This window comes from Kitasatospora sp. NPDC097691 (assembly GCF_040302665.1).
Classification (GTDB): Bacteria; Actinomycetota; Actinomycetes; order Streptomycetales; family Streptomycetaceae; genus Kitasatospora.
In genome coordinates this window covers 1-13650 of record NZ_JBEORY010000001.1, presented here as the reverse complement: position 1 = coordinate 13650, position 13650 = coordinate 1, and the positions used below count along the sequence as shown (strand labels likewise).

The 13650-nt window shown below is 74.0% G+C and carries 13 protein-coding genes; 7 read left to right on the top strand and 6 right to left on the bottom strand.

The features are described 5' to 3' along the window. Window positions 1–104 precede the first annotated feature (104 nt). The 3 genes from ABTY56_RS00065 to ABTY56_RS00055 form a co-directional block, all read right to left on the bottom strand. Window positions 105–1484 carry a vWA domain-containing protein gene (locus ABTY56_RS00065; protein WP_350624758.1) on the bottom strand — a complete coding sequence of 460 codons (1380 nt, stop codon included), beginning with the start codon at window positions 1482–1484 and terminating at the stop codon, window positions 105–107. Then, the gene (locus tag ABTY56_RS00060; RefSeq protein WP_350624756.1) at window positions 1481–2791 is read right to left on the bottom strand and encodes an AAA family ATPase; all 1311 of its coding nucleotides are present in this window, start codon (window positions 2789–2791) and stop codon (window positions 1481–1483) included. The genes ABTY56_RS00065 and ABTY56_RS00060 overlap by 4 nt, the downstream gene beginning before the upstream one ends. 63 nt (window positions 2792–2854) lie before the next feature. Beyond that, window positions 2855–4312: a hypothetical protein gene (locus ABTY56_RS00055; RefSeq protein ID WP_350624754.1), complete on the bottom strand. Its 1458-nt coding sequence runs from the start codon at window positions 4310–4312 to the stop codon at window positions 2855–2857. A gap of 410 nt (window positions 4313–4722) precedes the next feature. Here ABTY56_RS00055 and ABTY56_RS00050 point away from each other — a divergent pair, with 410 nt between their 5' ends. The 3 genes from ABTY56_RS00050 (at window position 4723) to ABTY56_RS00040 (ending at window position 7374) form a co-directional block, all read left to right on the top strand. Beyond that, a complete protein-coding gene (locus ABTY56_RS00050) occupies window positions 4723–5559 on the top strand; it encodes a Rossmann-fold NAD(P)-binding domain-containing protein (RefSeq protein WP_350624752.1) in 837 nt (278 codons plus the stop codon). Between the two features lie 262 nt (window positions 5560–5821). Then, a complete protein-coding gene (locus ABTY56_RS00045; RefSeq protein WP_350624750.1) occupies window positions 5822–6415 on the top strand; it encodes an anthrone oxygenase family protein in 594 nt (197 codons plus the stop codon). 233 nt (window positions 6416–6648) lie between these two features. Continuing rightward, on the top strand, window positions 6649–7374 hold the full coding sequence (locus ABTY56_RS00040) for a polysaccharide deacetylase family protein (RefSeq protein ID WP_350624748.1): 726 nt from the start codon (window positions 6649–6651) through the stop codon (window positions 7372–7374). A gap of 52 nt (window positions 7375–7426) precedes the next feature. Here the strand turns inward: ABTY56_RS00040 and ABTY56_RS00035 are convergent, their stop codons facing one another. Beyond that, the gene (locus ABTY56_RS00035; RefSeq protein ID WP_350624747.1) at window positions 7427–7894 is read right to left on the bottom strand and encodes an anthrone oxygenase family protein; all 468 of its coding nucleotides are present in this window, start codon (window positions 7892–7894) and stop codon (window positions 7427–7429) included. 219 nt (window positions 7895–8113) lie between these two features. Between ABTY56_RS00035 and ABTY56_RS00030 the strand changes: the two genes are divergently transcribed. From ABTY56_RS00030 to ABTY56_RS00015, 4 genes are all read left to right on the top strand, one after another. Further along, window positions 8114–9121, top strand: a complete 1008-nt coding sequence (locus tag ABTY56_RS00030; RefSeq protein ID WP_350624744.1) for an AraC family transcriptional regulator — start codon at window positions 8114–8116, stop codon at window positions 9119–9121. A gap of 127 nt (window positions 9122–9248) precedes the next feature. After that, the gene (locus ABTY56_RS00025) at window positions 9249–9827 is read left to right on the top strand and encodes a TetR/AcrR family transcriptional regulator (RefSeq protein ID WP_350624743.1); all 579 of its coding nucleotides are present in this window, start codon (window positions 9249–9251) and stop codon (window positions 9825–9827) included. Between the two features lie 189 nt (window positions 9828–10016). Beyond that, window positions 10017–11174, top strand: a complete 1158-nt coding sequence (locus ABTY56_RS00020) for an SGNH/GDSL hydrolase family protein (RefSeq protein WP_350624741.1) — start codon at window positions 10017–10019, stop codon at window positions 11172–11174. A 187-nt stretch (window positions 11175–11361) separates the two neighbouring features. Beyond that, on the top strand, window positions 11362–11733 hold the full coding sequence (locus tag ABTY56_RS00015; protein ID WP_350624739.1) for a hypothetical protein: 372 nt from the start codon (window positions 11362–11364) through the stop codon (window positions 11731–11733). Between the two features lie 219 nt (window positions 11734–11952). Here ABTY56_RS00015 and ABTY56_RS00010 read toward each other — a convergent pair whose 3' ends face one another. Together ABTY56_RS00010 and ABTY56_RS00005 are read right to left on the bottom strand one after the other, a co-directional pair. Next, on the bottom strand, window positions 11953–12606 hold the full coding sequence (locus ABTY56_RS00010) for a 4'-phosphopantetheinyl transferase family protein (protein WP_350624737.1): 654 nt from the start codon (window positions 12604–12606) through the stop codon (window positions 11953–11955). 5 nt (window positions 12607–12611) lie between these two features. Next, a complete protein-coding gene (locus tag ABTY56_RS00005) occupies window positions 12612–13508 on the bottom strand; it encodes an alpha/beta fold hydrolase (RefSeq protein ID WP_350624736.1) in 897 nt (298 codons plus the stop codon). Between the last annotated feature and the right edge of the window lie 142 nt (window positions 13509–13650).

Sequence of the window (13650 nt, the reverse complement as noted above, 5' to 3'; positions counted from 1 at the left end):
GGAGGGGGCCCCGGGCAGCGGCCCCCTCCGCCCGGCCACCGCAGCCGCTCCGCTGCCCGCCGGCCCAGGTCCTCGCACACCGCACCGCCCGGCACCGGCCCCGCTCACCCGATGGTCACCGCCCTGGCCCACTCCGGCGGGGCCTCCGGCCGGTAGTCCGGGTCGGACTCGTTGTAGCTGCTGGGACGGGGGAAGAGGCCGACGACCGTACGGCAGGGCGGGGCGGTGGACGGCCACGGGGTCTGGCCGTCGGTCAGCACCACCACGACGTCCGGCCGGGGAGTCGAGCCGAGGGCGGCGCGGAAGCCGGTGCGCAGGTCCGTGCCGCCGCCACCGAGCAACGGGATGCCCGCCGTCCGGCACAGGGAGTGCACGGCCTGGGGGGCCGCGTCGCACGGGACCACCGTGGCCTGGTCCCGGCGGCCGCCGACCGCCCGGGCGATCGCCGCGACCTCCAGCAGCGCGCTGCCCAGCTCGTCGTCCGAGACGGACCCGGAGGTGTCGATCACCACCGCGACCCGGGGCGGCCGCCGCCGCAGGCTCGGCAGCAGCACGCCCGGCACCCCGGCCGAACGGCGGGCCGGACGGCCGTAGCTGTAGTCCTCGCCCGTGCCCGGACCGGAGACCGCCGAGCGCATCGCCGCACCCAGCAACTGCCGCCACGGCTGCGGCGGGTGGAACGCCTCCTCGGCCCAGCGCCGCCAGCCCGCCGGGGCGTCCCCGGGCCGGCCCCGGATCCCCTCGGCGACCCGGAAGCGGACGGCGTCGCGCTCCTGCGCGCTCAGCCCGTGGGCGCCGTCGGGGCCGAGCTCCCAGGGGCGCTCCGTGCCGTCGGCGCCGCTTCCGCAGTCCAGCCAGGCCGCGTCCAGGTCGCGCGGGTGGAACCGGTAGCCGCGCAGGTACTCCTCCATCAGGAGGCCCGCCGGCAGCAGCAGGCGTTCCGGCAGCAGCGCCCCGGCCGGCCGGACCAGGCCGTCCCCGTACACGTCGTCGTTGATCTCGCAGTCGGCGGCGATGTTCGTGCGCAGCTGCGCGGCCGGGCCCTCCAGGCCGAGTTCGCGGGCGATCCGGTCGCTGCGCCCGTGGTGGTCCCGCAGCAGGTGCGAGACCTCGTGCACCCAGACGCCGGCCAGTTCCTCCACCGGCGTGCGGTCGACGAAGACCGGCGAGGCGTAGCAGCGCCAGTACTTGTCCACGGCCATGGTCGGCACGTCCCGCGACTCCACCAGGTGCAGCGCGAACAGGGCCGTCGCCAGGTACGGCCGGGCGCGGACGGCCTGCAGTCGGGCGGCGTACAGCTTCTCGACGTCCAGCTTGCGGGTGTCCGGCCATCGAGGGTCCGGTTTCCGGGCGGCGGTCGGCTTTCCGGTGGTCGGCTCCCCGAGGCGCGGGTTCCCGGCGGCGCGGTTCCCGGGCTGCGGCTTTCCGACGCCCGGCTTTCCGACGCCCGGCTTCCCGGCGCCCGGCGCGGCAGCCGTACTCATCGGCCCACCCGCTCCGACACCCGGGCGGCGGCGCGGTCGGCCCGGCGGGAGAGCGCCAGCGCCGGGGCCAGCCGCTCGATCGACTCCGGCACGTCCCAGTCCTCCCGCCGCAGCGAGGCGAGCGTGGTGGCCGGGACGACCACCAGGTCCGGGGCGCCGGTCTCCAGAGCCCGGGCCAGCAGCGCCCAGGCCGAGTCCCAGCGCTGACGGTCCGGCCGGTTGCGCACCGCCGCGACCACCCCGTCCAGCACCACCTGGCGCAGGTCCCCGCGCTCGGGCAGCTCCGCGCCCGCCGGGTCGGCGAGCAGGTCCTCCGGGTCGGGCAGGTCCATCCGGTCCATGCTCGCCATCAGCTCCAGCCCCGGTCCGTCGCCGACGGTCCCGCGGACCAGCAGCGACAGCACCTCGCGGGCGGACCCGGCGGCGGTCGCGAAGGCGATCAGCCGCAGCGCCATGTCCCAGCTGCGCGGGGACGGCCAGGCGCCGCCGCGCCGGGTCTCGGTGGTGGGCAGCCGGTGCACCAGCTCCAGGCGGGCGGTCAGCAGCCCGCACACCGCGCGCCGGGCGAGGGCGACGGCCTCCGGCAGTGCCTGCGGGTCGAGCCGGGGCAGGGTGGCCACCGGCCAGACCCCGCCGAGGCCGCGCACCACCACCTCGTGGTCGTGCACCCACTGCAGGTGCACGAAGCGGTTGGCCAGCGGTGGGCTCAGCTCCCAGCCGTCGGCCGCCGACGCGCGCGGGTTGGCGGCGGCCACGATCCGTACGCCCGGCGGGAGTCGGAGCGTGCCGATGCGGCGCTCCAGGACCACCCGGAGCAGCGCGGCCTGGACGGCGGGCGGCGCGGTGGACAGCTCGTCCAGGAACAGCAGCCCCCGCCCGGCCCGCACCAGCCGCACCGCCCAGTCCGGCGGGGCCATCGGCACGCCCTGGCGTGCCGGATCGTCGCCGACGACGGGCAGGCCGGAGAAGTCGGAGGGCTCGTGGACGCTGGCGATCACCGTGGTCAGCGGCAGTTCCAGCGCCTCGGCGAGCTGGTTGATCGCAGCGGTCTTGCCGATGCCGGGTTCGCCCCAGAGCAGTACCGGCAGGTCGGCGGCGACGGCCAGGGTGAGGGCCTCCAGCTGGGTGTCGGCGCGAGGCTCGGTGGCGGTGTCGCCGAGCAGGTCGAGCAGCCGGCGGGCGACGTCGAGTCGCGAGGGCTCGGGGCAGGCGGCGTCGGGGTGGGAGGTCTCGGGGTGGGCGGCGTCGGGGTGCGCGGCTTCGGCGCGGACGGCTTCGGTGGTGGGTGCGGACATGGTCATGGGCATGGGTGATCACCTGAGGGGTCACGTGCGGACCGGTCCCGGCGTGTCGCCGGTGCCGGTCCGGAATCAGCTGCGGGTGGCGAGGCGCGGATGGGCGCGGAAGGAGGAGTGGCGCGGGCGCGGCCGGTAGGCGGCGTCGCTCGGGGGTGTGCGGTACGTCGGCGAGCGATGGTCGATCGGGTAGGTCAGACCGGAGCGGACCAGCCCCGTCCGGTAGAGGCCGTACGCGATCCGCCGCTGGGCGGCCGCCGCCAGCTCGTCCCGCAGCGGGCCGTCGCGCAGCACCGCCTCCGGGCCGAGCAGGTGCTCCACCACGGCCAGCGCCCCGGCGGTGTCGCCGTGGTCCAACCGGTCGCGGACTCCGGCCAGTTCGTTCGGACGGCGGTGCGCCACGTCGACCGCGACCAGGCAGGGCAGCGGGCTTCCGGACAGGGCGGCCAGCAGTTCCTCGCGGCGCAGTTGGGCCGGATCGTGGTCGAGCGGGGCGAGTACCCCGTCGACCAGGCCGATCCGGTGCCACTCGCCGCGGCAGTCCACCAGCCGTTCGGGCGCGGGTCCTGCCGACGGGCCCGTCCGGGTCGGTGTCCGGGTCGGCGTCCGGGACGGGTGGCCGGGCGCCAACGCGGCCGCCACCAGCGGATGCAGGCGGTCCGGCTCGATCGCGCCGCGGCGGAGCAGGTCGAGGTCGGGCGGCACCCAGGTTGCCGCGTCGGGCAGCAGGGGCAGGCCCGTGGTGTCCCCGGTGGCGTCCGTCGTGGACCCGTCCGGCCCGAGGAGCAGTCGTCTCCGACGCCCGAGCCGCACGACCACGGGCCCGTCGGGGCGCCCGTCGGCCTGCCGCAGCAGGTCGGCTTCGGCGGCCCACCGGTCGACGGCGTGCCGCTCCCCGGGATCACCGACGGGAGCCCGAAAGAGATCGCTGACGAGATCGCCGACGGCAGCGTGGACGGGATCGCCAACGCCCGTGTCGGGACGGCTGGTTGGCGCACCCGACCCGGCCCGTTCGGCCAACTCCCCGCTGCGCCCGGCGTCCCAGAGGTGCCGGTGCAGGTCGTAGCGGAAGCGGCGGCTCGGGCGCGGACGCGGGTGGAGCGAGCGGCCGTCGCCGCCGGACCCGTCCCAGAGCGCCAGGGCGATCCGCTGGCCGTACTCCGCCCACCCGGGCGGCGTGCGGACCACCAGGTGCACGAGCCGCTCGCCCGGGTAGCGGGCCAGGGCCATGGTGAGCCCGGGTCGCAGCAGCCCGTCGGGCGCTGACCGCGGCAGGTGCCAGCGCAGCAAGTCCGGTGCGAGGCAGCGGAGATCGGCGCGCACCCGGTCGGCGAGCTCCCGGCCGTGGCGGCGCGCGACGTCCCTGAGGCGGAAGTCGACCTCGACGTTGGCGGCTGCGCAGGCCCCGGCCCAGTCGCCGGCCAGACGGCGGGCGGTGGCGGTTTCGATCATGGAGGGCGGCACGGCGTACTCACGTACGCGCCGCCAGAAGGAGTGGCGGGAGTCGTTCCCGTTCGCGGTGGAAGTGAGCATCAGCACTCACTCTTCGCGGACGGGACCCCCATTCTGTGATCAGCGTGAGTGGTCATCGTCGGGGAGCATAGCGCCCCCGGCGGCCCGCCCGCCACACCGTTTCGACGTGCTGCCGCCGGACGCTCAAGGGCCGCTGGAAGGCCGGTCGAGACGGGTGGTTCGTGACGGCTTGGGTGTGTTCTGGTGGTGGGCGGAGAAGGCGCGGCCCCGGATGTCCGGGGCCGGGCGGGGCAGCGCGAGGGCGTGTCGGGCGTGTAGACGCTCGCGCATGGAGCTGAGTGCGGAGGCTATGGTTCGCCGGCCCGGAGTGGCATTGACTGGTGGACACAAGGACGGACGCGAAGGGTCGCAGGATCCGGGGCCCGTCCGACCGATCCGACTGGTTTCTACTCCGAGTGAGGGTGATCGTGATGGCTGGTGTGGTGGATCTTTCGGCGGACGCCGGTGTCGTGCTGGTGGTCGGTGGTACCGGCAAGACGGGTCGGCGGGTGGCGGACCGGCTGGCGGCCCTGGGGTACGGGGTGCGGGTGGGTTCGCGTTCGGGTGCGGTGCCGTTCGACTGGCATGACGAGGGGACGTGGGAGGCGGCGCTGGAGGGTGTGAGCGCGGCGTACCTGACGTACTACCCGGATCTGGCGTTCCCGGGTGCGGTTGAGGCGGTGGGGGCGTTCTCGCGGCTGGCGGCGGCGCGTGGGGTGGGCCGCCTGGTGCTGCTGTCGGGGCGTGGCGAGGAGGCGGCGGAGGCGGGGGAGAAGGCGGTGATGGAGTCGGGGGCGGCGTGGACCGTGGTGCGGTGCGCGTGGTTCAACCAGAACTTCAGTGAGTCGTTCTTCCTGGAGCCGGTGCTGGCGGGGGAGTTGGCGTTGCCGGTGGGTGGTGCGGTGGAGCCGTTCGTGGATGTGGAGGACATCGCGGACGTGGCGGTGGCGGCGTTGACGGAGGCGGGTCACGCGGGGCAGGTGTACGAGCTGACGGGGCCGCGGTTGCTGTCGTTCGCGGATGTGGCGGTGGAGTTGTCGCGGGCGGTGGGTCGTGAGGTGCGGTTCGAGGCGGTGTCGCAGGAGTCGTACCGGCGGGTGTTGGAGGAGGCGGGGTTGCCGGCGGACTTCGCGGAGCTGTTCTCGATGATCCTGGACGGTCGCAACGCGTCGTTGGGTGACGGGGTGCGGCGGGCGTTGGGTCGTGAGCCGAGGGACTTCGCGGACTACGCCCGGGAGGCCGCCGCCTCGGGCGTGTGGAACGCGTGACCAGTCGTCCGGACGTGACCGGCCGCAGGCCCGTGGTCGGCTCGGCCCATTCGGTCGGCCCGGACCACCCGGTCGGCCCGGCCCATCCGGAGAGCAACACCTGCCGCACGTGCGGCAGTTCAGTATATCTTCGGTGCCGGGCGGCGCCGGCCCCCTGATCGTCCACCCCGGCTGCGGCCGGGAGCGGTGAGGAGGCCGGTGCGCCGGGTGCCGGGAGGGTCCCCGCGCAGGGCGGGGACCGGGGAGAACCGAAGGATCACCAATGCGCACGAATCAGACTGCGACTCCTGCTTCCTACACCGCTCCACAGAGCTTCAGCGGCCTCGCCCCGGGCGGTGCGGCCGTGCCCGCCACGCGCAGCAAGGCCACCGGGCCGCTGCTGGTGGGTGCCACCGTCGCGATGGGGCTGATGGCGGGGCTGTTCTTCGCCTTCGACGTGTCGGTCATGCCGGGTCTGGCGGCGAGTGACGACAAGACGTACGTGACGGCGATGCAGCACATCAACAAGTCGATCGAGAACGGGATGTTCGGCCTGGTCTTCGTCGGCGCCTTCGTCGCGACGGGTGTCGCGGCGTGGCTGCTGCACAAGGCGGGCCGTCGGCAGGCGGCGCTGTGGGCCGCGTTGGCGACGGCGCTGTACGTGGTGGCGCTGATGGTGACGATGGGCGTCAACATCCCGCTCAACAACCAGCTGGCGGCGGCCGGCGACCCGTCCCAGATCCAGGACCTCGCCTCGGTGCGGGCGCACTTCGCCGACAGCTGGGTGCCGGCCAACATGCTCCGCACCGCGCTGTGCACGGGCGGTCTGCTCGCGCTGACCCGCTCCCTGGTGCTGCACGGGCGCTCCGAGCGCTGAACGAGGCCGGCCCGCACCGCGATCGACGCCCCCGACGGAACCCGTCGGGGGCGCTCGACGTGCCTGGTGGACCCGCCGCGCCCGGTCGGGGTCCCTTGGCCGAATCCGCCCGGTTCGGCCTGACGTGCCGCCGGCCGAATCCGCCCGGTTCCGCCGTCCGGCGGGTCGCGGCCGCCCCCGCCGCCGGAGCAGACTGGCCGTCGGCACCGGAGTTCCGACCGCAGGGGGCAGGCATGTCCGTACGACTCGGCAGGCGCGGGAAGCTTGCAGGGATCCGGGCGGCGATCGGCGCGCTCGCCGTCGCCCTGGCGGCGGGAGCGGCGGTCACGCTGCCCGCCGCACCGGCGGAAGCCGCGGCCGGCGGCGCGGGTGGCAATGGCGGCACGGCCGTTACGGGTGGCAAGGTCGTCTACCTCACCTTCGACGACGGCCCGAGCCCCGCCTACACACCCAAGGTCCTTGCCACACTGGCCCGCTACGGGGTGCGCGCGACCTTCTTCGAGATCGGGCAGAACGTGGCCGCCCACCCCTCGCTGACCGCGCAGGTCGCCAGGCAGGGGCACAGCGTGCAGAACCACTCCTGGTCGCACCCGGACCTGCGCAGGCTCTCCGGCTCGGCGCTCGACTCCCAGGTGAGCGCCACGGACCGGGTGATCCGCGCCCGGACCGGCCGAACCCCGACCTGCCTGCGCCCGCCGTACGGTGCGGTCGACGCCACCGTGCGCTCGCACGCGGCGGCGCTCGGCAAGCAGGTCGTGCTCTGGTCGGTGGACCCGGCGGACTGGTCCCGCCCGGGGACCGCGGCCATCCGCTCACGGGTGCTGAACAACGTCCGCCCGGGGTCGGTGATCCTGCTCCACGACGGCGGCGGTGACCGCAGTCAGACGGTGGCCGCGCTGCCGGTCGTCATCTCCACGCTCAAAGCGCGCGGGTACGGCTTCGCCACCCTGTGCGGCTGAGGCCGCCCAGGGTGGCGTCGGGGTGAACCCCGCAGGCCGACGAATTTCGTTGTCAGCTCTGCCCGTTGAGGACCAACGCCCAGGCCAGGAAGCCGAGGGCGGCCGTGGCGAGCAGGGCCCGCAGCACGTTGAAACGCACCCAGCGCGCCTCGAAGCGGCCGCGCACGCCGGCCGGGTCGGCGATCCGCTGCGGCGTCCCGGCGGCGGCCAGCTCGTCGTTCAGCGGGATGTTGACCGAGCGGGTGACCCCGATCATCGCGACGTACAGCACCAGCGCGGCGATGGTCGCGGGCAGCACGTCGTGGCCGTCCGAGGGCAGGTGCAGGGCGACCGCGGCCGTCGTGGTCAGGAGGGCGCCGACGAAGCCGAGGACGAACCAGCCGTTCAGGATCGCCACGTTGACGCGCTGCATGACCTCGATGAAGGTCCGGTCCTCGACCCGGGCGAGCGCGGGCATGACCGAGCACGCGTAGGCGTAGAACAGTCCGGCGGTCAGTCCACAGGTGACAGTGGCCGCCACCAGGACGAGTGTGCGTGCCGTTTCCATCGTCGTGAGCCCCTCACTTCTCGCTGTCGGTATCGCTGTGTCGCTGTATCGCGGTGTCGCTGTCGCTGCGTGTCGCTCCTACCCCCGTGGGCAGATCATCCGGCATTTGACGCTCGCGAGCCACCTCGATCACTCAAGAGTCCCTCAAATGACCAACCGTCAAATGATGTCCTGCCGTCTACACTTATCGGCATGGACACTCTGACGGGACTCCTCGACGGCCCCAAGGCCCGCGGCGCGTTCCTGCTGCGGTCGATCCTCACCCCGCCGTGGTCACTGCGGATCGAGGACCGGGCCCCGCTCTCGGTGGTGACGATGGTCCGCGGCGACGCGTGGATCCTGCCCGAGCGCGGCACCCCGCTGCTGCTGCACCCGGGGGACGTGGCGATCGTGCGCGGCCCGGAGCCGTACACGGTCGCGGACGACCCGGACACGCCGGTGGACGTGATCGTCGGCCCGGGCCAGGTCTGCACCAAGGGCGGCGTGGACGTCTCCGAGGTGATGTCGCTCGGCGTCCGGACCTGGGGGCAGGGCCGCGAGGGCGACCAGGCCTCCTCGGTGGTCCTCTCCGGCACCTACCAGGCCGAGCACGAGATCGGCCAACGCCTGCTCGGCTGCCTGCCCGCCCTGCTGGTCCGACCGGCCGGCACCGGCGCCGACGACACCCTCGTGCACCTGCTGGGCGCCGAGATAGGACGCAACGAGCCCGGCCAGGAGCTCGTCCTGGACCGCATCCTCGACCTGCTGGTGGTCTCCGTCCTGCGGGCCTGGCTCGCCGCCCCCGACTCCGGCGCCCCCGCCTGGTACCGCGCCCAGCACGACGCGGTGGTCGGCCCGGTCCTGCGGATGATGCACGACGATCCGGCCACCGCCTGGACGGTCGCCGAACTCGCCCAGCGGGTCGGGGTCTCCCGGGCCGGCCTGGCGCGCCGCTTCACCGCCCTGGTCGGCGAGCCCCCCATGGCCTACCTCGCCGGCTGGCGCCTGGCCGTCGCCGCCGACCTGCTCCGCGAGCCCGAGTGCACCGTCGCCTTCGCCGCCCGCAAGGTCGGCTACAGCAACGCCTTCGCCCTCTCGGCGGCCTTCAAGCGGGTGCGCGGCGTCAGCCCGCAGGAGCACCGCCGCCTCGCCGCCACGGGCACCCCGTCGCAGCCGGTGGGCTTCTCGGGCCCGGCGGAGACGGTGATCCTGGCGGGCTGAGCGGGCTGAGCGGAGGTCCGTCACCCGATAGTGCTTTCCCATTTGCCTAATCCATTTAGGTAATCCCATACTGGCCGTAGGGCTCCGGTGCACCAGTGCACCGGCGCACCGGCATGGGAGGAAGCACATGGCACGGGCAGGGCTGACCGTCGAACGCGTGGTCGTCGCGGGCGCCGAACTCGCCGACCAGGTCGGATTCGAGCAGGTGACCGTCGCCGCGGTGGCGCGCGGCTTCGGCGTCCAAACCGCCAGCCTGTACTCCCACGTCAAGAGCTCGCACGACCTCAAGACCCGGATCGCCCTGTACGCCCTGGAGGAACTCGCCGACCTCGTCGCCGACGCCCTCGCCGGCCGTGCGGGCCGCGACGCGCTCGGCGCCTTCGCGGACGCCTACCGCGACTACGCGGCCCGCCACCCCGGCCGCTACGACGCCACCCGGCTGCGCCTGGACGCCGAGACCGCCGCCGCCAGTGCGGGAGTCCGGCACGCCCAGATGACCCGGGCGATCCTGCGAGGCTACGACCTCATCGAGCCCGAGCAGACCCACGCGGTCCGCATGCTCGGCAGCGTCTTCCACGGCTACATCAGCCTGGAGGCGGCCGGCGGCTTCAGCCACACAGCCGTCGACGCCCGGCAGTCCTGGGACTGGATCATCGACTCCCTCGACACCCTGCTGCGCCAGAGCGGCGCCCGCCAGACGGCCTGAACCGCCCGGCCGGCCGAACTGCCCCACGGCCTGAACGGCCCGACCGCCCGACGGCCCGACCTCCTGAGCCGCCCCCGCCGACGCGCCGCGCAGGCTCCGCCGGTGCACCGATCCGAAGAAGCGCGCGGTAACGCGTGGTACCGCGCCGCGCCGTACCGCGCCGTACCCCGACCGGAAGAAGCAATCGCCATGACCACGATCACCACCCCCGTCACCGAGGACCTCCTGCACGGCCACCTCGACGTCGAGCGCACCCGTCGCGGCCTGCTACCGCACCGACTGCCCGCCCGCGCCCGCCGGCAGATACCTGACGAACAGCTCGCGATGGCCGAGTCCCAGCCCTCCGGTGTCCGCCTCGTCTTCCGCACCCGCGCCACCGCGATCACGTTGCACGCCGTCCCCACCAAACGCGCCTACCCCGGAGTCCCCGACGTGCCGGACGGGGTCTACGACCTCCTCGTCGACGGCGCCCTCGCTGCCCAGAGCACCGTTCCCGGCGGCAACCTGCGCACCGTCGACCTTGCCACCGGCCGCTTCGAGCTCACCGAAGGGCCGCCCGGCAGCGCCCGGTTCACCGGCCTGCCCGCCCGGGACAAGACCGTCGAACTCTGGCTCCCGCACACCGAGACCACCGAGCTGATCGCCCTCGAAACGGACGCGCCCCTGCAGCCCCTCCCGGTCGGCTCGCGCAAACGCTGGGTGCACCACGGCAGTTCGATCAGCCACGGCTCCAACGCCGCCCACCCGACCGGCACCTGGCCCGCCCTGGTGGCCAACGGCGCCGGGCTCGACCTGGTCAACCTCGGCTTCGGCGGCGGCGCCCTGCTCGACCCCTTCACCGCCCGCGCCATCCGCGACACCCCCGCCGACCTGATCAGCCTGAAGCTCGGGCTCAACCTCGTGAACGCCGACACGATGCGGCTACGTGCCCTCACCCCGGCCGTCCACGGCTTCCTGGACACCATCCGCGAGGGCCACCCGACCACCCCGCTGCTGGTCGTCTCCCCGCTGCTCTGCCCGCTCCAGGAGGACACCCCCGGCCCGCTCGCCCCCGACTTCAGCAGCGGCACCCTCCGCTTCCGGGCCACCGGCGACCCGGCCGAACGCGCCGCCGGCCGCCTCACCCTCACCGTCATCCGCGAGCACCTGGCGCGCATCGTCGCCGAACGCCGCGCCGACGGCGACCTCGCCCTGCACCACCTCGACGGACTCTCCCTCTACGGCGAGCCCGAACACGGCACCCACCCGCTCCCCGACGGCATCCACCTCTCCCCGGAGGCCCACCGCCTGATCGCCGAGCGCTTCACCCGCCTGGCCCTCGCCGCGGGCGGCCCACTGGCGCCGTGACCCGCGGTGCAGGCGCTGACCACCCGTCACATCGGGAGTGACGGGGACTACCGACGCGGCACTACACCGTGCGTAATGACCGAGACGTAGCCCGTCCGGTCCGCGGCCGACTCGGGGGTTGTGAAGATCCCGTGCGCGCTACACACTCGTTCCCGCCCGGCCCGAACACCCCGACGCAGGAGGTCCGATGACCAGGTCCGTGTTCCAGTCCTCGATCAGGCGCCTCGGAGCCCTCACGGCTCCGCTGCTCGCGCTCGCCACCCTCGGGCTCGCCGCCCCCGCCCATGCGGACGCCGCGCCGAGCGTCACCGTGCTCTGCGATTCCGGCAACAGCGTCTGGTCCTGTGACGCCTACGCGACCGGCGGCAGCGGGAACTACAGCTACTCGTGGAGCGCGGTCGCCAACGCGGGCTTCTACTCCGGTCTCACCGCCTCGAGCGCCTACGGCCCGTGCCGCACGAACCTGGCCGCTGCCGTGCAGGTGACCGTGACCGACAACGGCACCGGCGCCACCGTCTCCCGCCAGGGCCGGTTCTTCTGTTACTCCATCGCGCCGTAACGGTGGCCGGTCACAGCGACCGGATCGACCGAGCGAGGCCCCTGCACACCAGCGCAGGGGCCTCGCGCCGTTCGGCCCCGATCCTCGGAGCGACTGTCCGGGACGCTGGGCCAGCCCCTTGCCAAGCTGACACTTCGTCGGGCACGGCGGCGCGGAACCCTGACCCCTGACCCCTGACCCCTGGCCGCTGGCTGCTGACCCTCGCCCGCGCACCGGCACTCACCCCGCCGGCGGAAGGGCGAGCGCGGTCATCAGGACGCCCCGGTGCACGCCCCACTGGCCCGTACCGACATCGCCGTGGTGGGGATGCCGGGCGGTGAACGTGCCGTCGGGGTGGACCGCGACGGTGATCGCGGCCAGTGCCGTCCACTTGCGGGTCAGCGGGTGGACGGCCTTGTAGACCGCCTCCTTGGCGCTGAACAGGACGGCGTCCCAGGGGATCTCGCCCGCCGGAAGCCCCGCGAGCCGTCGCCGCTCGTCCTCGCTGCTGACGAGGTCCAGGACCCCGCGCGGGAGCGGCCGGACGGGCTCGGCGTCGATGCCCAGCGAAACGTGGCGACCGGTACTGGTGACGGCGCAGGCGGTGTAGCCACGGGTATGGGTGATGCTGCCGGCGGCACCCGACGGCCACTGCGGCGCACCGCCGGGCCCGGGCAGCAGGGGCACCGGCGGATGGCCCAACTCGGCGAGGGCCCGACGGGCGAGCGTCCGGGCAGTCGTGAACTGCTGCCGACGACGCGGGGACCGGTCCTGGATGTAGGCCGCCTCCGAAGGGTGGAGACGGCCCGCATCCAGGGTGCCGAACGCCTCGGCGCAGTGGACGTACGACGGCAGCAGCGAGCCCAGGACGCCGGCGGGAACGGTGGTGGTCACGGCGGTCAGCGGCCGGCCAGGACCAGCTGGTGCGTGTGGTGGGCGATGTACCGGGGCGTCTCGAGCGGCAGCATGTGCCCGGTGCCCGGCACCTCGTACAGCGTCGCCTGCGGGAGCGCGGCGGCGAGCTCCTGACTGAAGCTCGGCTTCACGACCTTGTCCTCGGTACCGGTGATCACCACGGTCGGCGCCGCGATCCGGGCGAGCCCCGCCCGCTGGTCCATCTCCTGCGTCGAGGCGAAGCAGGCGGCCCGGGTCTGCGGCAACGTGCGGGCGAAGAGCCGACGGTTGGCCTCGCGGGCCTCCAGGGTCGCCCGCGGCCCGTGCGTCTGCCCGAGCAGCTTGCGCCCCAGCCACGGCGTCCGGAGCGCCCGGCTGAACAGCTGAGAACCCATCATCTTCACCTCGTTCGCCGGGGTCTCCTGCCCGTGCGAAGCAGTGGAGACCAGCACCAGCCCGGCGATCCGCTTGCCGGCATCGGCCGGACGCTCCGCGGACAGCTGCGCCGCCCAGGCGAGCGCCGCGTAACCGCCACCCGAGTGCCCGACCACCACGACCGGCCGCTCCGGCGTCGTCAGCGTCCCGACGACGGTGTCCAGGTCCCGCGCGAGCCGCTCGATGCTGATCGCCTCCCGCCCGACCGTCGACGAGGCGTGCCCCCGCTGGTCGTACGTGGCGACGGTGTGCCCCGCCGCGGCCAACTGGCTCGCGGTGCTGTGCCAGACCGTCCGAGAGGCCGCCCACCCGTGGACGAGGACCACGAGCGGCCGCTGCGGGTCGGGCGTCGCCGGCTGGTGGACCGTGATGGCAAGGCGCGCGAAGTCGTCCGTAGTCGCGGCGTGATCGGTGGCGGTGACGGCGTGATCGGACGGCAGCGCGGGGATTTCGACGGCGGTCTGCATGGGGGTCCTCCTCTTTCTTTTTCTTTGTTTTGTTATTTGGCGGTGGTGTTGTTGGTGAGGTGGTGGTGGAGGTTGGTGAGGGCGTGTTGGGTGGCGGTGGTGTGTTTGTAGGTGAGGTTGGTGAGTTTGTGGAGGAGTTTGG